General features: G+C 69.3%; 17 protein-coding genes and 1 pseudogene. 6 read left to right on the forward strand and 12 right to left on the reverse strand.

Going from position 1 to position 21036, the window contains the following annotated elements; all coding sequences use genetic code 11:
* Positions 1–2 precede the first annotated feature (2 nt).
* Genes ACA089_RS08265 through mtgA form a run of 3 tightly spaced genes read right to left on the reverse strand, consistent with a single transcriptional unit; the run spans position 3 to position 2226 of the window.
* Entirely contained in the window at positions 3–431 is a 429-nt protein-coding gene (locus ACA089_RS08265; RefSeq protein WP_372015575.1) for a CBS domain-containing protein, read from the reverse strand.
* Positions 391–1428 carry a glycosyltransferase family 2 protein gene (locus ACA089_RS08270; protein ID WP_372015578.1) on the reverse strand — a complete coding sequence of 346 codons (1038 nt, stop codon included), beginning with the start codon at positions 1426–1428 and terminating at the stop codon, positions 391–393. Before ACA089_RS08270 ends, ACA089_RS08265 begins: the two co-directional genes overlap by 41 nt.
* A 45-nt stretch (positions 1429–1473) precedes the next feature.
* A complete protein-coding gene (gene mtgA / locus ACA089_RS08275; RefSeq protein ID WP_372017706.1) occupies positions 1474–2226 on the reverse strand; it encodes a monofunctional biosynthetic peptidoglycan transglycosylase in 753 nt (250 codons plus the stop codon).
* A gap of 115 nt (positions 2227–2341) precedes the next feature.
* On the opposite strand from mtgA, the gene hslO reads away from it, so the two are divergent.
* The 3 genes from hslO to ACA089_RS08290 all read left to right on the forward strand — a co-directional run bounded on the left by hslO (position 2342) and on the right by ACA089_RS08290 (position 5967).
* The gene (hslO, locus tag ACA089_RS08280) at positions 2342–3232 is read left to right on the forward strand and encodes an Hsp33 family molecular chaperone HslO (protein ID WP_372015581.1); all 891 of its coding nucleotides are present in this window, start codon (positions 2342–2344) and stop codon (positions 3230–3232) included.
* A gap of 166 nt (positions 3233–3398) precedes the next feature.
* A complete protein-coding gene (locus tag ACA089_RS08285; RefSeq protein WP_372017708.1) occupies positions 3399–4250 on the forward strand; it encodes an XOO1806 family protein in 852 nt (283 codons plus the stop codon).
* Between the two features lie 151 nt (positions 4251–4401).
* Positions 4402–5967: a tetratricopeptide repeat-containing sulfotransferase family protein gene (locus tag ACA089_RS08290; RefSeq protein ID WP_372015584.1), complete on the forward strand. Its 1566-nt coding sequence runs from the start codon at positions 4402–4404 to the stop codon at positions 5965–5967.
* 3 nt (positions 5968–5970) lie between these two features.
* On the opposite strand, the gene ACA089_RS08295 is transcribed toward ACA089_RS08290, so the two are convergent.
* The 8 genes from ACA089_RS08295 to ACA089_RS08330 form a co-directional block, all read right to left on the reverse strand.
* Entirely contained in the window at positions 5971–7521 is a 1551-nt protein-coding gene (locus ACA089_RS08295; RefSeq protein WP_372015587.1) for a tetratricopeptide repeat-containing sulfotransferase family protein, read from the reverse strand.
* Between the two features lie 101 nt (positions 7522–7622).
* Positions 7623–10214 carry a TonB-dependent receptor plug domain-containing protein gene (locus tag ACA089_RS08300; protein WP_372015589.1) on the reverse strand — a complete coding sequence of 864 codons (2592 nt, stop codon included), beginning with the start codon at positions 10212–10214 and terminating at the stop codon, positions 7623–7625.
* Positions 10215–10558: 344 nt separating this feature from the next.
* On the reverse strand, positions 10559–11791 hold the full coding sequence (locus ACA089_RS08305) for an ABC transporter permease (protein ID WP_372015592.1): 1233 nt from the start codon (positions 11789–11791) through the stop codon (positions 10559–10561).
* Positions 11788–12513: an ABC transporter ATP-binding protein gene (locus ACA089_RS08310; protein WP_372015594.1), complete on the reverse strand. Its 726-nt coding sequence runs from the start codon at positions 12511–12513 to the stop codon at positions 11788–11790. The genes ACA089_RS08305 and ACA089_RS08310 overlap by 4 nt, the downstream gene beginning before the upstream one ends.
* Positions 12510–14051 (reverse strand): efflux RND transporter periplasmic adaptor subunit, encoded by a 1542-nt coding sequence (locus tag ACA089_RS08315; RefSeq protein ID WP_372015597.1) that lies wholly within the window; start codon positions 14049–14051, stop codon positions 12510–12512. The genes ACA089_RS08310 and ACA089_RS08315 overlap by 4 nt, the downstream gene beginning before the upstream one ends.
* 83 nt (positions 14052–14134) lie before the next feature.
* Positions 14135–15427, reverse strand: coding sequence for a sensor histidine kinase (locus ACA089_RS08320; RefSeq protein ID WP_372015600.1), 1293 nt, complete (start codon positions 15425–15427; stop codon positions 14135–14137).
* Positions 15428–15551: 124 nt separating this feature from the next.
* Positions 15552–16271, reverse strand: coding sequence for a response regulator transcription factor (locus tag ACA089_RS08325; protein ID WP_052632684.1), 720 nt, complete (start codon positions 16269–16271; stop codon positions 15552–15554).
* 98 nt (positions 16272–16369) lie between these two features.
* Complete coding sequence (locus tag ACA089_RS08330) at positions 16370–17092, reverse strand: arylesterase (protein WP_372017710.1); 723 nt, start codon at positions 17090–17092, stop codon at positions 16370–16372.
* 4 nt (positions 17093–17096) lie between these two features.
* On the opposite strand from ACA089_RS08330, the gene ACA089_RS08335 reads away from it, so the two are divergent.
* The 3 genes and pseudogenes from ACA089_RS08335 to ACA089_RS08345 all read left to right on the forward strand — a co-directional run bounded on the left by ACA089_RS08335 (position 17097) and on the right by ACA089_RS08345 (position 20698).
* Positions 17097–17777 carry an ABC transporter ATP-binding protein gene (locus tag ACA089_RS08335; protein ID WP_372015603.1) on the forward strand — a complete coding sequence of 227 codons (681 nt, stop codon included), beginning with the start codon at positions 17097–17099 and terminating at the stop codon, positions 17775–17777.
* Positions 17774–20263: an ABC transporter permease gene (locus ACA089_RS08340; RefSeq protein WP_372015606.1), complete on the forward strand. Its 2490-nt coding sequence runs from the start codon at positions 17774–17776 to the stop codon at positions 20261–20263. The genes ACA089_RS08335 and ACA089_RS08340 overlap by 4 nt, the downstream gene beginning before the upstream one ends.
* Before the next feature lie 64 nt (positions 20264–20327).
* A pseudogene (locus ACA089_RS08345) lies at positions 20328–20698 on the forward strand (DMT family protein).
* 16 nt (positions 20699–20714) lie between these two features.
* Here the strand turns inward: ACA089_RS08345 and ACA089_RS08350 are convergent.
* Positions 20715–21017, reverse strand: coding sequence for an Mpo1-like protein (locus tag ACA089_RS08350; RefSeq protein WP_372015609.1), 303 nt, complete (start codon positions 21015–21017; stop codon positions 20715–20717).
* Positions 21018–21036: the final 19 nt, after the last annotated feature.

The following is a 21036-nucleotide window of genomic DNA, read 5'->3' on the forward strand; positions in this document are numbered from 1 at the left end:
GCTCAGCCGGCGATGTAGCGCTGCAGCTGCTCCAGTTCCAGCTGCTGGTCGGCGATGACCGCCTTGACCAGGTCGCCGATCGATATCACCCCGACCACCTGCCCCCCCTCCACGACCGGCAGGTGGCGGATGCGGCGCTCGGTCATGAGTTGCATGCAGGCAGGCACGGGCGTATCGGGCCCGACCGTCAACACCTGTGCGGTCATGATCGCGCTGGCAGGCGTATCGGCGGACGACCGTCCCTGCAGGACCACCTTCCGCGCGTAGTCGCGCTCGGAGAGGATGCCGGCGAGTGCCGTGTCCCGCATCACCAGCACCGCGCCGATCGACTTGTCGGCCATCAGCCGGATCGCTTCGACCACCGGGGCTTCCGGCGCCACCGCGAAGACCTCAGCCGGCTTGTCCGCCAGCAGTTGACGTACCGTGCGCATGGGCGCCTCCGTCGGCAGGTTGCTCCTGTGGGGAGGATACTCCTGCCGGCGCCGGATGCCACGTGTCGACCAGGTACAGCGGACGCTGCTTGGCCTCGTCGTAAAGCCGGCCCAGGTATTCGCCGATCAGCCCCAGTGCTATCAGCTGGACCCCGCCGAGGAACAGGATCACGACCATCATGGTCGGCCAGCCGGCGACGCGGTCACCCCACAGCAGTGTCTTGGCCACGATCGCCAGCCCGCCGACGAAGGCGGCCATGGCCGTCATGATTCCGGCATAGGTCGCCACGCGCAGGGGGGCAGTGGAAAAACTGGTGATGCCCTCCAGGGCGAAGTTCCACAGGCGCCACAGGCTGAACTTGCTGCTGCCCGCGATCCGCGGGGAGCGCCGGTACGGCAAGGGCATGCGCCTGAAACCGACCCAGCCGAACAGGCCCTTCATGAACCGGTGGCGCTCCCGCAATCCGGCCAGGGCGTGGAGGGCGCGCGGCGAGAGCAGCCGGTAATCGCCGGTATCGGCCGGCACCGGCGTGTGCGAGAGCCGTCCGATCAGGCGATAGAACAGCACCGCCGCGCCACGGCGGAACCAGCGATCGCCCTCGCGCCCTATGCGCATGCCGTAGACGTCGTCCCAGCCCTCGCGCCAGCGCGCGACGAACTCCGGGATCAGCTCCGGGGGATCCTGCCCGTCCGCATCCAGGATCATCGCCGCGCCTTCGGTGCACAGGTCCAGGCCGGCGGTCAGGGCAGCCTCCTTGCCGAAGTTGCGCGACAACCGCAGCAGCGCCACGCCGGGATCGGCGGCGGCGATGCGTTCGAGCACCTGCCAGGTGTCGTCGCGGCTGCCATCGTCCACGTACAGCACGCGCGTGCGCAGGCCCGCGAGACGGTCCAGGGCCGCGCGGATCCGCGGGTGCAGCAGCGGCAACGCATCCGCCTCGTTGCACGCGGCCACCACCACGGTCAGCAGGTCATGCACGGGAAATTGGGGACGCATGCGCCGATGGTAAGCAGCCGCCGGCGCAGCGGCCAGCCGCCCGGCTCAATCCAGCTGCTCGAGGTACTCGCGCCCGCCCAGCTGGCGCATCTGCCGCTGGATCCATTGCGCTCGCCTCTGCACGTAGGGCCCGGGACTCTTCGCGCTGTAGCGGCGGGGCGCCGGCAGGACGGCCGCCAGCCGCGCGCTCTCGGCCGGGCCCAGGGCGCTGGCGTCCTTGCCCCAGTAGCGGCGGGCGGCGGCCTGCGCGCCATAGGTGCCATCGCCGAACTCCGCCACGTTGACGTAGATCTCGAGGATCCGCTGCTTGGGCCACATCAGCTCGATCAGCAGGGTGTACCAGGCCTCCAGGCCCTTGCGCAGCCAGCTGCGGCCCTGCCACAGGAACAGGTTCTTGGCCACCTGCTGGCTGATCGTGCTGCCACCGCGGACGCGCTTGCCCTTCGCGTTGTGGTCGATCGCCTTCTCGATGGCCTTCATGTCGAAACCGGCATGGCGGGCGAAGTTCTGGTCCTCCGCGGCGATCACCGCCATCGGCAGGTAGGGGGAGATGTCGCCCAGGTCGCGCCAGTCGTAGGCCACGCGGAAGCCCCAGTCGCCCTGGCGCCATGCCTCGCCCTGGCGCGCCAGCATGAACGCGGAGAACGGCGGATCGACGAAGCGCAACACCGCCACCTGCAGGGACGTCGCCAGCACGAACACCAGCGGCAGCCAGAACAGCCACTTCCACAGCCTCCGCCGGCGCTTGCTCGGTTCGCTGGCGATGACCGCCCCCTGTCTGTCGATGCCCGCGGGAATGATAATGCGTCCGTCCCGCCGGCCGGACACCCCGCCTGCCCTGGAGGTCCGCGTCCATCACGTGGCCCGTTGCGGCCCCGCTGCGCCCTGCGCTGGACACCACAGGAGAACCACCGTGAACACCCCCGCTTCCGACCTTACCCTGCGCTTCCTCCTGCCGCATGCCGGCGTCCGCGGCGTGCACGTGCACCTGGCGGGAAGCTGGCAGGCACTGCTGTCCCACGCCAGCTACCCGGCCCGTGCGCGGCGCCTGCTCGGCGAGGCGTGTGCCGCCACGGCCCTGCTGGCGGCCCATGCCAAGGTGGACGGTCGGCTGTCGCTGCAACTCCGTGCCGACGCGACCCTGCGACTGCTGTTCGCCGAGTGCACGGCGGCCGGCAGCCTGCGCGGGATCGTCCAGCTGGACGACGGCGCCGACGCCCCGGCCGACCTGCGGGACCTGGAACGTCCGCTGCTGGCGATCACCGTGGAGAACCCGGGCCTGGATCCGCGCGAACCCCTGCGCTACCAGAGCCTGGTCGAGCTGTCGTCGCCGGGCCTGGCCGAGGTGCTCGAAGACTATTTCCGCCAGTCGGAGCAGCTTCCCAGCCGGCTACTGCTGCATGCGGAGGGCGACCACGCCAGCGGCCTCCTGCTGCAGAAGCTGCCCGGTGACGAGGGCGATGACGACGGGTGGGCGCGCGCCTGCGCCCTGTTCGACACGCTGGGGCTGGACGAACTGTCGGCGACCCCGGGCCGATTGCTGCTCCACCGGCTGTTCCACGAGGAGGAGGTCCAGGTGCTGGCGGAGAAACCGATCGCCTTCGGCTGTTCGTGCTCGCGCGAGCGGGTGGCCGAGATGCTCCACTCGCTGGGCGAGGACGAGGCCACGGCGTCGCTGCAGGATGGCCAAACCGAGATCCAGTGCGGCTTTTGCGGCCAGCGGTACATCTTCCTTTCGGACGAAATCGGCGTATTGTTCAAGCAGCCGTCGGCCAACGCGCCGACGCCGGATCGGCTGCAGTAAACGGTTACCGCAGCAACGTATCCAGCTGTTCTGGGGAGGGCGGCGCTTGTTAACTAAACGTAAATCGCCTACGATCGGCAGTCCGCGGGTCCGGGAACTGTCTTGCCGGGCTCAGGTCTGAGATTCCGTCATGTCCTTGCGCCGCCTGCCATCGCTGGCCTTGCTCCTGACCGCGCTTTCCGCGGCTTCGGTGACGCATGCGCAGAGCCGGCCGGCAAGTGCCCCCGTGGACAAGCAGACCGTGCTGCCGGTGTGGAACAAGGGCAGCGGCAAGGTCGAGGCGATCCTGCTGCTTGAGCCGACCGGCGAGGCCGGCCCGGGCGCCCGCTGGCGTTTCGGCAACACCTCCCTCGACGCCGCATTCGGCCTGGGCGCCGGCAACTCGCTCGGCCTGCTCTGCAGTGGCCCGGGTGGAGGCGACATCAACAGCCTGGCCAGCCACTGCCTGCTAGCCAGCCTTGGGGCGGACGGGCGCAACAGCGCCGCGCACCGCCTGTCCGCGACCACGGCCATCAGCCGCCAGGGCAACCGCTTCGGCCTGACCGCCGGCACGACCCAGGGCGCAGCCCTTCCGGCCTGGCTGAGCGCCGACGGCGGGACGGCGCTGGCGCGCGGCGACCATGTCGAGCAGAACGACCTGCAGGTGTTCGGCCAGAAGAGCCTGGGCGAGGAAGCCTACGTCTCGATCGCCGGCACCTATGCGCGGGCGCGCCTGGTTCCCCTCGCCGACGCCGCGCCCGGCCTGGCCGACCGGTGGGACAGCAAGAGCCTGAGCGTGGGTGGTGGATACGGCCCCTTCAGCGCGAACATCGTCGGTCGCGTGGTGGATGTGCCGGGCCAGCCCGACAGCAAGTGGGAAGGCCTGGGACTGGGCCTCACCTGGCGCACTCCGTGGAGTGGCCAGCTCACCGTCGGCGCGGAAAACGTGGTTTCCCGGGGCAAGAACCCCTTCTCGCCGTCGAACGGCGATGCGGACGAGGGCACCGTGCCCTATGTCCGGTACGAACAGGGCCTCTGACCCTCCCTGCCCGGCCTGCGCCTCGTCGCCTGGGCCGTCCGCGCTTACGCCGCGTGCATCGCGTCGTATACCCTAGCCCGCATCGAAACCGGACCGTCGCATCCGCAACACGGTGCGCCTCTTCCGGAACGCATTCCTCGTCGCAGGCCACATGAACCAGAGCATCAAAGTCTTCGACCGGTTGAACGAAGCCAAGAAACTGATCGACGCCGGCAACCTCGACCAGGCGCGCAAGGTCAACGCTTCCATCCTCGCCGCACGCCCGGGCAACACCGCCGCCTGGCTGCAGGCATCGCGCCTCGAGGGGCTCGCGGGACACTACCGGCTAGCGCGGGACCATGCTTTGCGCGCCTTTGCCGGCCTGGGCGGCCAGGAGCGTGGGGGCGTGGTGCACATGCTGCGTCGCCTGCAGTCGTTCAATCTGGGCGGCGAGATCATCCGGCTGGTCGACTCGCTGGACGACGCCAGCCTCAACCCGCAGATGGCCGACGCCATCGCCACCGCGCTGAACCACCTCAACCAGCCGACACGCGCGATCGACATCATCGACAGGGGCCTGCGCATGGCTCCGGATTCGATCGAGTTGCGACTGACCCGCGCCCACACCCTGGTGTTCCTGGGACGCCTGGATGAGGCGGAAGCGGAAATGGACCGCTGCATGCAGCGCGTCCCGGAGATCGGTTTTGGCTGGTGGACGCTGTCGCGGCTCAGGAAACAACGGCCCGATGCCAACCACGTCGACGCCATCCGCAGGCAGGTCGGCCTCTCCGCGCAGAACCCGGCCAACCTGACCTTCCTCGCGTATGCCCTGCACAAGGAATTCGACGACCTCGGCGACTACGCGGAGGCCACCAAGGCCCTCGATCTCGCCTGCCGGACCAGGCGGGCGCACATCCCCTATTCCAGCGACGAAACACGCCGGATCTTCGAAGGGCTCTCAAGGATCGGGGACTCCACGACGGCCCACGGCATCGACGCTTCGCGGACGCCGGTTTTCATCCTCGGCATGCACCGGTCCGGCACCACGCTACTGGAGCAGCTGCTCGACGGCCACTCCCGTGTGAGCGGGCTCGGCGAGCTCTACGAGTTCACCGCACAGATGCGATACGCCACCGACCATGGCTGCAAGGGCGTCATCGACAGCAAGCTCGTCGCGCGGGCGGATGCGGTTGACTACGAGGCCGTCGGCCGTGGATACCTCGACTCGATCGAATGGCGATGCGGGCCGGAGAGCCATTTCATCGACAAGCTGCCGTCGAACTTCCTCAACATCGGCTTCATCTGCCGGGCACTGCCCCATGCGCGGATCCTGCACATGGTCCGTGACCCGATGGAAACCTGTTTCTCCAACCTGCGCGAATATTTCGCCGACAACACCAACCACTATTCGTACAACCGGACCGAGCTGGGCGAATTCTTCAACCACTACCGGCAACTGATGGCGCACTGGCACCGGGCATTCCCGGGCCGGATCATGGACGTGCACTACTCGCGACTCACCAGCGACACGGCGAACACGCTCCGGGACGTCGCGCAGTTCTGCGGACTCGAGTTCGAGGAGGCCATGCTCGACCTCCAGGGCAGCGCGCGCGCGGTGACAACGGCCAGCGCGGTCCAGGTGCGCCAGGGCGTGGTCGCGCTGGAGAAACCCAGGTGGCTCCCCTACTCGGACTACCTGCTGCCGCTATCGGACGTGCTTGCCGACGGCGCAGGCTGACCCTCAGCCCCGCCCCAGCCGGTGTATCAGCGGCTGCAGGTAGCCGCGATAGGGCTCCCACTTCGGGACAGCGCGGGCGATCACCGGACTGCGGACCTGTACCGCGCTGGCGGTCGCCACGCTCTGTGCGTTCGAACGCGGGTCCACCATCGTCGGCAGGAAGTCGAGTCCGCAGTGCGCCGCGACCTTCCGCATCACCTCTTCGGTGCGCGTGGTGAGGTCGGAGTAGTGGATGTCGAGTACCCGCCCGGGATACTGGCGATGCCAGTGCGCCATGAGGTCCTCGTACATCAGGTAGAAGTCCGCCAGCTCGCCCTGGTCGTACGAGTACGGGCTGGCTCCGGAGAAAAGTTCGCGCAGGTTGGAGAAGCACGTCTCCACCGGATCACGCACCATGTGCAGGATCCTTGCCTGGGGCAGCGCCCGGAGGATGTAGCCGACGTTGTAGAAGTTGGCGGGCAGCTTGTCGGTCAGGTGGGTCTGCCCGGCCTGCAGCCGCCATTTGACCCCCTTGACGTACTGGGCGGCCACTTCGCCGAAGTCGATCGCGCCAGCCCGACTGATCAGTTCCTCGTCGATGAACCCGCTCGTCTGGTGGTCGGCCGCGTATCGCATCGAGGTGCCGAAGTCGTAGAGTTCCCCGGCATTGAGCATGCGCGCGTTGCCACCCAGCAACTGTTCCAGCAGGGTGGTGCCGGAACGGAACATGCCCACGATGAAGATCGGCGTGAACCCCAGGTCGGCGCCATGCTCGGGAACCGGCACCGCCTCGGTGCTCGATTTCAGCAACGCCATGAGCGATCTGCTCTGCCCGGTGCTGTAGCTGATCTCCGACCTCTTGGTCGCGCACCCGGCGGTGAGCGCTTCGCTCGCGCCTGGAATGTCACCGAGGTCGTCGAGCTCCTTGTGCAGCGCGAACTGCAGGAACGCGCGTTCGCTGGCGGGCCTCTGCCTGCCCAGCTCCCTGCGCAGGTCGTCCACGTGGTTGGAGTCATGGGTCTGCTTGCGCAGCCTGGCGAGGGTCCACCAGATGGCGGCCATGTCCCGCGTTTGGCCCATGCACGCCTGCAGGTCCTCTTCGGCCTCGTCGAACTGGCCCAGGAAGGTCCTGATCTGCGCCCGGGCCAGCAATAGCGGCGGGCTGGCCGGCTGCTTGCGAAGCGCGAGGTCGAGCAACTGGATCGCGCGTTGCTGGCTGCCCAGGTAGCTCGCCTGGGCCGCGAATGCGTGCAGTTCGCGCGGATCCATCCGCTCCCAGTCACTGGTGCCCTCGATGAAGGAGTGCAGGGCCCACGTCTGGTTGAAGTGGCGCAGCCGGTTGAGCACCTTGAGCCGCAGCGGGCCGGGATGCTTGCGGATGCGGAACGCGCGCACCGCGAAATCGCACGCCCGGCGGTAACTGCCCGTCTTGGACTCGAGGTAGGACAGGTGCACGAGGGCCGCCGGGTTCTCGTGCCGGGCGACCACCTTGGAGAACCACTTCCTTGCCTCGCCCCACTGGCCGGCCGCCACCGCACGCTCGCCGGCCTGCATCATCGCCGCCACATCCGCCATCTTGCGCCACCCGGGCCACTTCCGAATGCGGAATCATCCGCAAAAAAAGACAAGGGGGCCATAGGCCCCCTTGTCGATACCGCTTGCTTTGAACCGCTGGATCAGAAGTTCTGCGTGTAGCGCAGGTACACCTGGCGGCCGTAGGCGTTGTAGATCAGGTTGTTGTAGTACGGGGTGTAGTTCTGGTCGAGACGCGGATCCTTGTTCGTCACGTTCAGCGCACCCAGGGTGATACGGCCGTTCCACGGAGCGGTGTAGGTCACCTGCAGGTCGTGCGTCACGTACGCGTTGTAGTCGCACTTGAACGCATAGCCCGCGTCGACCGTCTCCTGGCAGCTGTAGCCGTAGTTGGTCTCGAACAGGTCGGTGAAGTACTCCTCGGTGCCGGCCATCGCGTTGACGGTCCAGGAGAAGGCCCAGTCACCCTTGGTCCAGGTGTTGACCAGGCTCGCACGCCACTCCGGGTAGTCCGAGGTGCCGATGTACTCGGTGGTCGTGTAGTTGCTGGCGACCTCGTAGCTGTTGATGTAGCTGACCTGCAGCATGTTCTTCAGGTCACCCCAGGCACCGAAGTCGAACTGGGTGCGGGCAGCGAAGTCGAAGCCGTCGGTGTTGATGACGCCTTCGTTGCCGTAGCCGGCACGGACCTGGATCAGCGCGTCGGTACCCGGATCACGCGTGGTGAACAGGTGCGACGGCAGGAACTGGCCGGCGTTCTCGCGATTGATGACCGTCTGCGCCGAGTAGAAGCGGATCTGGTTCTCGATCTCGATGTTGTAGTAGTCCAGGCTCAGGTTCAGCCAGTCGGTGGCGTCCCACACCACGCCGGCCGTCCACTGCGAGGACTCTTCCGGCTGCAGTTCGGGGGTGGCCACGCGCAGGCCGTTGATCTGGATCGAGGTGGTCGGCGCCACGCCCAGCTGGATAGCGGTCGGACGGTCGACGACGCTGTCGGCGGAGAACGCGTCCAGCTGGTTGATGATGGTCAGCGGCGGCGCGCGGAAGCCTTCACCGTACGACGCGCGCAGGGTCAGGTTGTCCAGCGGCTGGTAGCGGAACGAGACCTTCGGCGAGGTGCTGTCACCGAAGTCCGAGTAGTCGTCGTAGCGCGCGGCCAGGTCGATCTCGAACTGGGTGGTGATCGGGAAGATCCACTCGCCGTAGAACGAGGTCAGCTCGCGGCTGCCGAAGGACGAGTTGCCCGACGAACCGCCGATGTTGCCGGCAGCGGACTGCGCGTCGTAGATGTCCTCGTACTTGTCCTCGCGGTACTCGGTACCCAGGGCCAGCACCGAGGTGCCGCCGCCCATCTCGAACAGGTCGAACGTGCCCTGGGCGTAGACTTCCTGCTGCTTGTAGAAGCCGTCGCGCGAGGTGGTCGCCCGGATCTCGTTCAGGACGTCCGGATCGTTGCCTTCCGGATCGAAGATGTCGTAGGCGCCCGACTCGAACAGCTGGGTCGCGGTCGGGATGTGGACGTAGTTGCGGCCGTTCGAGTTGAACGACGACTCGTTGTAGCGGGCACCGAAGTCGACGGCGATCTTGTCGGTGGCCTGCCAGTTGAAGCCGGCGTTGAAGTCGAAGACGGTGGTGTCGTCGTAGTTGTCACGCGGGCCCAGCGCCGCGAAGCGGTGCTTGACCAGGGTGTCGACGCCGCGGGTGTTGTTCGGGCTGGCAGCGGTGATGAAGATGAACTCCGGCGTCGGCGCGAAGCGGCCGAAGCTCTCGACGCGGGTCACGCTCGAGTTGAAGTACACGTTCCAGTCGTCGTTGATCTGGTAGTTGCCGCGCGCGAACGCGCCGCTCTGGTCGATCGAGGCCGAATCGGCGGCAACGCGGTTGAAGTCGTACAGGCAGGTGGTGCCCGCGGCATTCAGGTAGAAGCCCGGGTTGGTGCAGCCGCCCGGGACCGCGCCGCGGTTGCGGGTCGGAGCGCGGTTGCCGTTGGCGTCGAGGGCGAAGTCGTAGTAGTTGTTCGAGTACGACGAAGCGCCCGGCGGAACCCACGGCAGCTCGTTGATGAAGGTGATGCCGCGCTTGCTGAAGGACACGCCCGCCAGCAGGCTGCCGCGCTCGCCGGAAGCGCCGAACATGGCCGAACCCTGCTCGGTGTCGCCGCCGCGCTCGCTCAGGCCCTTGCCGTAGCTGATCTCGGCGCCGTCGAAGTCCTTGCGGGTGATGATGTTGACCACGCCGCCCATGGCGTCGGCGCCGTAGATCGCCGACGCGCCGTCGGTGAGGATCTCGACGCGCTCAACGGCGGCCAGCGGGATCGAGTTCAGGTCCTGGCCGATGCCGGACTGCGGCGAGGTCGGCGCACGACGGCCGTCGATCAGGATCAGGGTACGGCCGCCGCCGAGGCCGCGCAGGCTCAGTTCGGAGAACGACTGGGCAGAGCTGCCCGAGGTCGGGACGGTCGAACCGAACGAGTTGAAGGTCGAGTTCTGCAGCAGTTCGGCAACGGAGACCTTGCCGCTGATCTCGATGTCTTCGCGGCTGATCACGGTGACCGGCAGCGCGCCTTCGATGTCAGCGCGCTTGATGCGCGAACCGGTGACTTCGATGCGATCGAGGGTGGAAGCCTCCTGTTCCTGGCCGGCGTCCTGTGCGAAGGCCGCCGGGGCGGTGACGGCGCCTACCAGGCCAGCCATCAAGCCGTAGCGCACTGCGTCGCTCAGCAGATTGCGGTTCAACTTCATCATTCTCTCTCCAACTTTAAAGAGGGTCCTGGCGCAGTGCGCGCGCCAGGAAATGGGTTGCCGGACGGGGAGGGAGCCCACTCCAGCTGCCCCGGAAGTTAGCAATTCCTTAATTTTGCCGCAAGGGCGGGTTATCAGTTCACTTGAAACCAAAAGGCATGAGCCGGAATTTCCTTTTTATTTAGGAACATAGCCACGGCTTCCGGCATCTGCCCAATTGCGTATTCATTTTCTTCGCAGACCATTTCGCGGGATACGAGTGGGCGATTGCGCCCTGCGCGGACGCCAGGGCCCGCGCCTGCGACTGGCATGGTGCTTCGCACAAGCGCGGGACCGGGTTACTGGCGCAACGCCTCGATGGGATCCAGCTGCGACGCCTTGCGCGCGGGGTAGTAACCGAAGAACAGGCCCGTGGCGACGGAGAAGGCCGCGGCGAGGGTGATGACCCGGCTGTTGAGTTCGATCGGCAGCTCGGCGTTGTACTGGCCGACCAGCAACGCGCCGGCGACGCCGAACAGGATCCCGAGCACGCCGCCGCCGAGCGAGAGCAGCATGGCTTCGGCCAGGAACTGGCGGCGCACGTCGGAAGGTCCCGCTCCGACCGCCAGCCGCAGCCCGATCTCGCGGATCCGCTCGGTCACCGACACCAGCATGATGTTCATGATGCCGATGCCGCCGACGATCAGCGAAATCGTCGCCACCGCGCCCAGCAGCCAGGACATCTGCCGGGTGGTCTGGGTGCGCGTGGCCACCAGCTGCGACACGTTGCGCACCTGGAAATCGTCCGGGTCGCCCGGCTCGATCCGGTGCCGCTGGCGCAGCAGCGATTCGACTTCGCCCTGGACGTAGGCCAGGTCGCGCGCGTCGGCCACCGCCAGCGACACGTCCATGACCGAACCCGGCGGCAGGCCCATCGATCCGAGCAGGCGCCGCCGCGCGGTGTCCAGGGGCACCATCACCACGTCGTCCTGGTCGCGCCCGAAGCCGCTCATCCCCTTCGGCGCGAGCGTGCCGGCGACGGTGAAGTTGGTGCGGCCGATGCGCACGGTCTCGCCGACGCCGGTGCCGCTGCCGAACAGTTCGCGGCGTACGGTCTCGCCGAGGATCACGACCTTCTCACCGCTGTACTGCTGCGGCTCGAACGCGGCGCCATTGGCGACCTGCCAGCCGTTGATCTGCAGGAAGTCCGGCTGGATGCCCTGCCAGCTGGTGGACCAGTTGGTCTCGGCGTACACGACCTGGCTGCTGCCACGCAGGGAGCCGGACACGTACTGCACTTCCGGAATCTCTTCGCGGATGGCCTCGATGTCGCCCTCGGTCAGGGTGAAGAAGCTGCTGGCGCTCATCCGCACGCCACCCATGCTGCGCTGGCCCTGCGGCCCGATATCCAGCTTCTGCGCACCGAGGCCGGCCAGCTGCCGGTCGATCTCCGCCTGGGTGCCCTGCCCGACCGAGACCATGACGATGACCGCGGCGATGCCGATGATCACGCCGAGCGAGGTCAGCGCGCTGCGCATCCAGTTGCCGCGCAGCGCGAAGACCGCGGTGCGCAGGACGTCAAGGAAGTTCATGCGTGCAGTTCCTCGTGCGACGCCTCGTGCAGCTCCCCGTCGCGCATCACGCAGACGCGGTCGGCGTGGGCGGCCACGTGGGCGTCGTGGGTGATGAGCACGACCGTGTGGCCGTCGTCGCGCAGGCGCTTGAACAGCGCCAGGATCTCCTCGCCGGTGCGGCTGTCCAAGGCGCCCGTGGGCTCGTCGGCCAGCAGCACCGGCGGGTTGTTGATCAGCGCGCGCGCGATCGCCACGCGCTGCTGCTGCCCACCGGACAGCTCGTTCGGGCGGTGGTCGACGCGGGCGCCGAGGCCGACGGCTTCCAGCGCCGCGCGCGCGCGGTCGCGGCGATCGCCCGGCGGAACCCGCGCATAGCCCAGCGGCATGGCCACGTTGTCGAGCGCGCTCATCCGCGGCAGCAGGTGGAAGCCCTGGAACACGAATCCGATCTTGTCGCGGCGCAGCGCGGCCAGCTCCTCGGCGTCCAGCGTCGCGACATCCACTCCATCGCACAGGTACTGCCCGGAGCTGGGCGTGTCCAGGCACCCGATCAGGTTCATGAGCGTGGACTTGCCCGAGCCCGATGGCCCCATGATCGCGATGAACTCGCCCGGCATCACGCTGAGGTCGACCCCACGCAGCGCGACCACCTCGGCTTCGCTGCCGGGCGAGTACACCTTCCCCAGCCCGGTCGTGTGGATCACCGGGACAGGCGCCGCCGCCGCGTCCGATCCGCTCATGGTGACGCCGCCCGTTCGCCCGTGACGAGCAGGTCGCCTTCCTTCACCGGGCCGGAGATCTCGGTGCTGCTGCCATCGCTGGCGCCCACGCGCACCTGCACCGGCACGGGCTTGCCGGCCTCCAGGCGGTAGACCGTGACCCGGCGGGCGCCGGCGAGGCTGGCGAGCTGCCGCTGCACGGCCTGCCGCCGGGCATCGTCGAGGGTGGCCAGGAAGCGGGCGAAGTTCTGCTGGAAGCGGTCCAGCATCCGCTGCCGCATCTGGCCGCTGGCGCCCGTCTGCCCGCCGCGCTGCACCACGGCCCCCGGCGGCAGGCCCCCGGCCGCGTTGCCGGCACGCTGGGCATTCTGCATGGCCGCTTCCATCGCCTTGCGCATCTCTTCCTGGCGCGCGCGCGCGGCGCTGGCGTCGGCCTCGAAGGCAGCCTGCTGTTCCGCGGTGAGGTCCAGGGTGGCCACGAACTGGGCGAGATCGTCCAGCATCCCGGTGCCGCCGCGCGGACCGCCCTGCATCGGGCCGGGACCGGCGGCCGCCGCCTGGTCGGTCGGCTTGAAGCGCAGCGCGGCATTGGCGGCCTTGAGCACGCCATCGCGGCGGCTGACCTCGATCTCGGCGTTGACCGTCAGCCCCGGCAGCAGGGTGCCGTCGTCGTTGTCCACCGCCACGACCACCGGATAGGTGACGACGTTGTTGCTGGTCGTCGCCGCCAGGCGTACCTGCTGGACCTCGCCGCGGAACTGGCGGTCGGGAAAGGCGTCGACGGTGAACGAGACGCCCTGCCCCTGCTTGACCTGGCCGATGTCGGCCTCGTCGACCGCCAGCTCGATCTTCATCTGCGACAGGTCTTCGGCAATGGTGAACAGTTCCGGGGCCTGCAGGCTCGCCGCCACGGTCTGGCCGGGTTCGATGCTGCGGGTCAGGACCACGCCGTCGACCGGCGAACGGATCACGGTGCGGTCGAGGTTGACCCGCGTGGTCTGGGTGGAGGCGGTCTGCTGCCTGATCTGCGCCTCGGCGGCCGCGACCTGGGCATTGGCCTGGTCGAGGGTCGCGCGGGCCAGGTCGACGTCGCTGCGCGCGACCAGCTGCCGCTGCACGAGTTCGGACTTGCGGCGGTAATCCAGTTCGGCGTTGCGCTGGGTGGCCCGTGCCTGGACAAGGCTGGCGCGTGCATTCGCCACCTGGGCGTTGCCCTGCTCGATCTGGGCCTCATAGGTCTTCGGGTCGATCCTCGCGAGCACCTGGCCCTTGCTTACGCGATCGTTGAAGTCCGCCAGCACGTCGGTGACCTGGCCGGAGATCTGGCTGCCGACGGTGACGGTGGAAGTCGCGCTGAGGGTACCGGTCGAGGAAATCGCCACCCGGATGTTGCCGCGTTCGACCGGTGCCGTCCGGAAGCCGCTTTCCGGGTCCGCGGACCGGCGCTGTTGCCAGAACCATGCCGCGGCGGCCACCAGGGCCAGCGCCGCCAGGACTGCGAGGACGCGGAAGGACAGGGAACGGGTGCGGGAAACCCGCGGACGGGACGGTCGGCTCATGCGCGCAACTTGGGGGGGAGGTCATCCACTCTAACGCGCCGGACGCCGCGAGGTTGACCCGGCGTGGGCGTCTCCGGTGGACCTCAGCGCGCCCCGGCTCCCTGCGTGCCGAAACGGATACGCGCGACCGTCCCGGTGTCCAGCGCGCTCTCGAGATCCACGGTCCAGCCGAAGCGCTCGCACAGGCGAAGGACGATCGACAGCCCGAGCCCGGTGCCCATCGGCCGCTCGGGGGCGGCGCGATAGAAGGGCTCGAACGCCCTCGCCAGCGCGTCCGGAGCCATGCCGATGCCGGTATCGCTCACCGTCACGCTGTCGGACTCCACCGTGACCGCGACGGTGCCGCGGTCGGTGTAGCTGCAGGCGTTGCGCAGCAGGTTGCCGATGACGACGTGCAGCACGCGGGGCGGCGCGTACAGCTGGGGCTGGCCATGGCAATGCACCTCCAGTGCCACCGGCTTGTCCCCGAGCAGCGTACGCGCGCTGTCGGCCTCTTCCTGCACCACCTCGCACACGTCGAACCACTCGCTCTGCGGCTCGATCTCCGATTCGCGCGCGAGGATCAGGAACGCGTCGATCACGGCTTCCATGTCGCGCCCGGAGCGCTGGATCCGCTGCAGGCTGCGCGCCACCCGGGGCGGGATGGCGGGCTCGTCCAGCGCCATGTCGCTGGCCACCCGGATCACGGTAAGCGGCGTGCGCAGCTCATGGCTGGCGTCGCGGGTGAAGTTGCGCTCGCGCTCCAGCTGGGCCTCGACCCGCCCGCCGAGCGAATGCAGCGCGCGCGCCAGCTGGCGCGCCTCGCCCTCCATGTCCGCCGGCAACCGCTCGGGCGCCAGCGCCGCCACGTCCGGGTGGCGCGGATCCCAGCGGGAGACCTGCCGGGCCAGCCAGGCCACCGGCGAGACCATGCGCTTGGAGGCCTTGTAGGTCAGCCAGGTCGCCCCGTAGATCGCGAACAGCGCCAGCATCGCCGGCAGCACGGCGAACCAGAGGGCCACGCGCGTGGCCTGTTCGCGCAGGTAGACGAGGTAGAGGGTCCCGGGGGCGCGCTGGTCGACCCACACCAGCTCCCCCTCCGCGGCCAGGTCGTGGAAGCCGGGGGCCAGCCCGCGCAGGTGCGCGGGCAAGGCCAGGTTGGAATAGCCGGCCTCGACCAGGTAGCCGCGCAAGGCCAGGTTGTTGGGCGGCGGCTGGGCCGGCGACGCCTCGTGCAAGGCCCAGTAGTGCTGCGCCTCGTCCTGCAGCGTGGCCTGGATGAAGGAGTACTTGAACAGCGCCGCCACGACGTAGAACGCGACCAGGATCGCCAGACTCGCCATCACCATCTGGACGATGAAGGCGATCCTGATCTTCCTGGGCAGGCCGTGGGGCATCGGGACGGGCGTCGGTCGGGGCTGCGCAGTGTAGGCAGGCGCGGATCGCTCCCGCGTGATCGACGGCTCCGTCCCTGTCCGGGCGTCGCCGCCGACCTCTGGCGCCGCCTCGGTCATCGTCCGCTCAGTTCGCTGCCACCGGCTGTGCGATGTCGGCGACACGATAGCCCGCGCTCTGCACGGTGTGCAGCAGCGGACGGTCGAACGGCTTGTCGATCACCTTGCGCAGGTTGTAGAGGTGGCTGCGCAGGGTGTCCGAGTCCGGAAGGCTGTTGCCCCAGATCTCGCGCTCGATTTCCTGCCGGCTCACCACGCGCGGCGACTCGCGCATCAGGATGGTCAGCAGCTTCAGCCCGATCGGCGACAGCTGCAGTTCGGCGTCGCCGCGGGTCACCCGCATGCTGACCGGGTCCAGCACCAGGTCGGCCACGGTCAGGACCTCCGAGCCGACCTGGCGGCGCTCGCGACGGATCAGCGCGCGGAGTCGCGCTTCCAGCTCCTGGATCGCGAACGGCTTGGTCAGGTAGTCGTCGGCGCCGTGGCTCAGGCCGGTGAGCTTGTCGTCCAGGGTGTCCCGGGCGGTGAGCATGAGCACGGGCGTGGACTTGCGCGCGTCGCTGCGCAGCCGGCGGCAGACCTCGATGCCGTCCAGGCGCGGCAGCATCAGGTCGAGGACGACCGCGTCATAGCTGTTTTCGGCCGCCAGCCGGTAGCCGTCGAGGCCATCGGCGGCGTAGTCGACTTCGAAGCCGCGGCTCTCGAGGTACTCGCCGATCATCTCCGAGATGTTGCGGTTGTCCTCGACGACCAGCACCAAACCCGAGGTCTCTTTGCCCTGACGCATAATCCCCGCTCCGTGTTTTCAGCTTTGTGAAGCGTGCCGAAGCCCGGGTCGAAAGCGTGTGAAGAGCCTCGCGCGGCACCCAGGCCTTCAACTGCCGTTCAGAGGAGCGGCTCGAGCACCGGCCACACATTGTCCAGCAGCCGCGCCTGGGCGGCGGCGGTCGGATGCAGGCCGTCGGCCTGCATCAGGCCCGGCTGGAGCGCGACGCCTTCGAGGAAGAAGGGGACGAGGGCCGCCCCATGGGCCTTGGCCAGCTCCGCGTACGTGCGCCGCAGCCGGTCCCGGTAGGCGGGGCCATAGTTGGGAGGGACATCGATCCCGAGCAGCAGCACCTTCGCGCCCGCGTCCCCGGACAGCACGAGCATGCGCTCCAGGTTGCCGCGCAGTTGCGCGGGCGAAAGGCCGCGCAGGGCATCGTTGCCGCCGAGTTCGATCACGACGACCGAGGGGCGGTGTTTTGCGAGCAACCCCGGCAGCCGGGCCAGGGCGCCGGCGGTCGTCTCGCCGCTGATGCTGGCGTTGACCACCTTGCGCGGCGTCGCGGCAGTGCCGGCGATGCGGCGCTCCAGCAGGCTGACCCAACCCGAACCTGCGGGTATGTTGTGTTCGGCACTGAGGCTGTCGCCGACCACGAGCACCGGCCCGGCGGCCGGACCTCTGGCACAGGCCAGCGCCGGCCACAGCAGCGATGCTGCCAGCAGCAGCCAGCACGGCAGCCGCCGCCATGCACGACCCGCGCCTTCTCCACGTCCTGCCATCCGCATACCGGAGCCTCCCATCGATACCCTGTCCACGACCCCATCCAGCATAGCCACCGCGATCGCCGTGCACGACGTCGGCAAGACGGTCGCCGGTCCCGAAGGCGAGGTCCGCATCCTCGACAGCGTGGACCTGGCCGTCGACGACGGCGGAACGGTGGCCATCGTCGGCGCCTCCGGGTCGGGCAAGACCACCTTGCTCGGCCTGCTGGCCGGCCTGGACCTGCCCAGCCACGGCACGATCAGCCTGGCCGGCCAGCGGCTGGACGCGCTGGACGAGGAAGCCCGCGCGGCCCTACGCGCGCGCGAGGTCGGCTTCGTGTTCCAGAGCTTCCACCTGCTGCCGTCTCTGACCGCCGAGGAAAACGTGGCGCTGCCGCTGGAGCTGGCCGGCCGCGAGGACGACGCGCGCGTGCGCGAAGTGCTGGAGGCGGTCGGGCTCGAGCAGCGGCGGCGGCACTATCCGCGCCAGCTCTCCGGCGGCGAGCAGCAGCGCGTCGCCCTGGCCCGCGCCTTCGTCGGCCGGCCACGGATCCTGTTCGCGGACGAGCCGACCGGCAACCTCGACCAGGCCACCGGCCAGCACGTCAGCGACCTGCTGTTCGAACTCAACCGCCGCAACGGCACCACGCTGGTGCTGGTGACCCACGACCTGGGCTTGGCCCGGCGCTGCCAGCGCGTCTACCGGCTCGATGGCGGCCGGCTGCGCGACGGCAATGATGGCCCCGGCGGAGACCGCGCGGCATGAACATCCTGCGGCATGCACTGCGTTCGCTGCGCCGGGAGTTCCTCGCCGGCGACCTGCTGACGGTGTTCGCGGCACTCGCGCTGGGCGTGGCGGCGATGACCGCGGTCGGCACGCTGGTCGACCGGGTGACCCTCGCCCTGACCTCGAGCGCGGCCGAGGTCGTCGGTGGCGACCTCGGCGTGCGCGGGCGCGAGGAGCCGCCGGCGGAGTTCGCCGCGGAGGCCGCGCGGCGTGGATTGCGCAGCGTGCGGATGGTCGCCTTCCCCAGCGTGCTGTTCCACGGCGAGGCCAGCCAGATGGCCACGGTCAAGGGCGTCAGCGCGGGCTATCCGCTGCGCGGGCAGCTGCTGGTCGCGCGCGATGCGAGCGGGCTGGCCGGCGAAGCCGGAGGAGCGCCGCCGCGCGGCGAAGCCTATGCCGACCCGCGCCTGCTCGACGCACTGGGCGTGGAGGTGGGCGACGAGATCGAGTTCGGCGGCGGGCACCTGCGGATCACGCGCACGCTGCTGGCCGAACCGGATGCATCCGGCGAACTGCTGCAGATGGCGCCGCCGCTGCTGGTCAATCGCGAGGACGTCGACTCGGCCGGCCTCCTGGGGGCGGGCAGCCGCGCGTCCTACCGGGTGATGTTCGCCGGCGACGCCCCGGACATCGCCGGGTTCCGGCAATGGCTGCAGCCGCGCCTGGACGGCCGCGCCCGCCTGGTCACGATCGAGGATGCGCAGCAGGGCGTGCGCAACTCCTTCGACCGCGCCGGCCGCTTCCTCGCCTTGTCGGCCCTCCTCGCCGTGCTGCTGGCCGGCGTGGCGACCGCGCTGGCGGCCAACCGCTTCGCCTTGCGCCGGGTCGATACCGTGGCGGTGCTGCGCTGCCTGGGGGCGAGGCAGGGCGACATCCTCTCGGCGCTGGCACTGCAGCTGCTCCTGCTCGCGGTGCCGGCCTGCGCGCTGGGCATCGGCATCGGCATGCTCGCGCAGGTGGCCCTGGTCGAGGCGCTGGGCAGCCTGATCCCGGCACGGCTGCCGCTGCCGCAGGCCGCCCCGGTCCTCAGCGGCGCGGGCATCGGCCTGCTGCTGCTGCTGGGCTTCGGCCTGCCGCCGCTGCTGCGCCTGCGCGGGGTGCCGCCGATGCGCGTGCTCAACCGGAGTTTCGCCGCACTGCCGGCGACCTCGCTGGCCACCTACGCGGCCGCGCTCGCGGCGACCGTGGCGCTGGCGGTGTCCGCCACCGGCGACCTGCAGCTGGCGATGTGGATCCTCGGCGGCCTCGGCGCGCTCGCCGTCCTCGCCGCGATCGCCGGGGCCACCCTGCTGTGGATGCTGCGCCGCGTGCAGGGCCACATGCGCGGCGCATGGAGGCTGGGCCTCGCCGCACTGACGCGGCGCCGCGCGCTGGCCGTGGTCCAGCTGGTCGGGCTGTCGCTCTCGCTGTGCGCGCTGCTGCTGCTTGCGGTCATCGGCCCGGGGCTGCTCGCGGAATGGCGCGACCGGCTGCCGCCGGACACCCCGAACCATTTCCTGATGAACGTGCAGCGCGACCAGGCGGAGGCGGTCGAGCGGACCTTGCGTGGCATCGGCGTCGCCGAGCCGGACCTGCAGCCGTTCGGCACCGGCCGGCTGGTGGCGATCAACGGCCAACCGCCGCGGCGTGGCCAGGACGATGACGAAGACGGCGACGACGACGACTCCAACCGCCCGGTGAACTTCTCCTGGCGGACGACGTTCCCGCCGGCCAACACGCTGCTCGCGGGCGAGTTCTGGAAGCCCGGCAGCAGCGCGCCCGAAGCATCGGTGGAGGACGGCTGGGCCGGGCGCTACGGCGTGGGGCTGGGCGACACGGTCACCCTGCAGCTGGGCGAGCAGTCGCGCACGTTCACCGTCACCAGCCTGCGCAAGGCCGACTGGGATTCGTTCCGGGTCAACTTCTTCCTGCTGCTCAACGCCGGCGCGGTCGGCGACGCGCCGTACAGCCTGATCTCCAGCTTCCACCTCCCGTCCGGCCGCACCGCTGCGCTGGCGCCGGTGGCACGCGAGTTCCCGAACGTGTCGGTGCTGGAGATCGACGCGATCCTGCAACGGGTGCGCGAGGTGATCGAGCGGGTGGCGCAGGCGGTACAGCTGGTGATGGGCTTCAGCCTCGCCGCCGGCGTGCTGGTGCTGCTGGCCGCGCTGCAGGCCACCGCCGGCGAGCGCCGCTACGACAGCGCGGTGCTGCGCACGCTCGGCGCGCGGCACGGCCAGCTGCGCGGGGCGGTGCTGGTCGAATTCGGCGCGCTGGGCCTGCTGGCGGCGATCCTCGCCGTCGGCGCCGCCGCGATCATCGGCACGCTGGTCTCGCGGCAACTGTTCGAGCTCGCGCTGTCGCCGCCGTGGGCCTCGCTGCTGGCCGGCGGGGCCGCCGGCGTACTGCTGAGCCTGCTGGCGGGATGGACCGGCACCCGCCGGATCCTGCGCACGCCGCCCGCGCTGGCGCTGCGCGAGGGCTGACCGCACCGGCCCGGGAGCGCTGGCTTATGCTGCGCTCCCGCCCTTCCCGCGCCACACCCCGCCCATGCCCAGCCTGCCGCTTCCGGCTACCTGCTCCCGGTCCTGCTGCTGCTCGGCAGCAACGTGTTCATGACCTTCGCCTGGTACGGGCACCTGAAGTACAAGAGCGCCCCGCTGCTGGCCGTGATCCTGGCCAGCTGGGGCATCGCCTTCTTCGAGTACCTGCTGATGGTGCCGGCCAACCGGATGGGCAGCGCGGTGTACTCGGTGGTCCAGCTCAAGACCATCCAGGAGATCATCACCCTGGTGGTGTTCGCGGGCTTCTCGGCGTGGTACCTGGGGCAGCCGCTGAAGTGGAACCACTACGCGGCGTTCGTCCTGATCGTGGGCGCGGCGTTCCTGATGTTCTACGACGGCCCGGCTGCGGCGCACTGACGCGCCGCCGCCCCGCTCAGAACGGGATCTTCCCGGTGAGGATGTCCTTGAACATCACCCAGTCGCCGGCGAACGAATAGAAAGGATGGCGGAAGGTCGCCGGTCGGTTCTTCTCGAAGAAGAAGTGGCCGACCCAGGCGAACCCGTAGCCGCACACCAGCGCCGCCAGCAGCCACCACGCGTCGCCCTGCACGAGGGCCACCGCCAGCAACGCCAGCACGCCCCAGCTGCCGATGAAGTGCAGGCGCCGCGAGGTGCGGTTGCTGTGCTCGGCAAGGTAGAACGGATAGAACTCGCGGAAGCTGGCGAAACGGGCCATCGCATCCCCTCCCAAGGAC

This window comes from Pseudoxanthomonas fibrivorans (assembly GCF_041464125.1).
Classification (GTDB): Bacteria; Pseudomonadota; Gammaproteobacteria; order Xanthomonadales; family Xanthomonadaceae; genus Pseudoxanthomonas.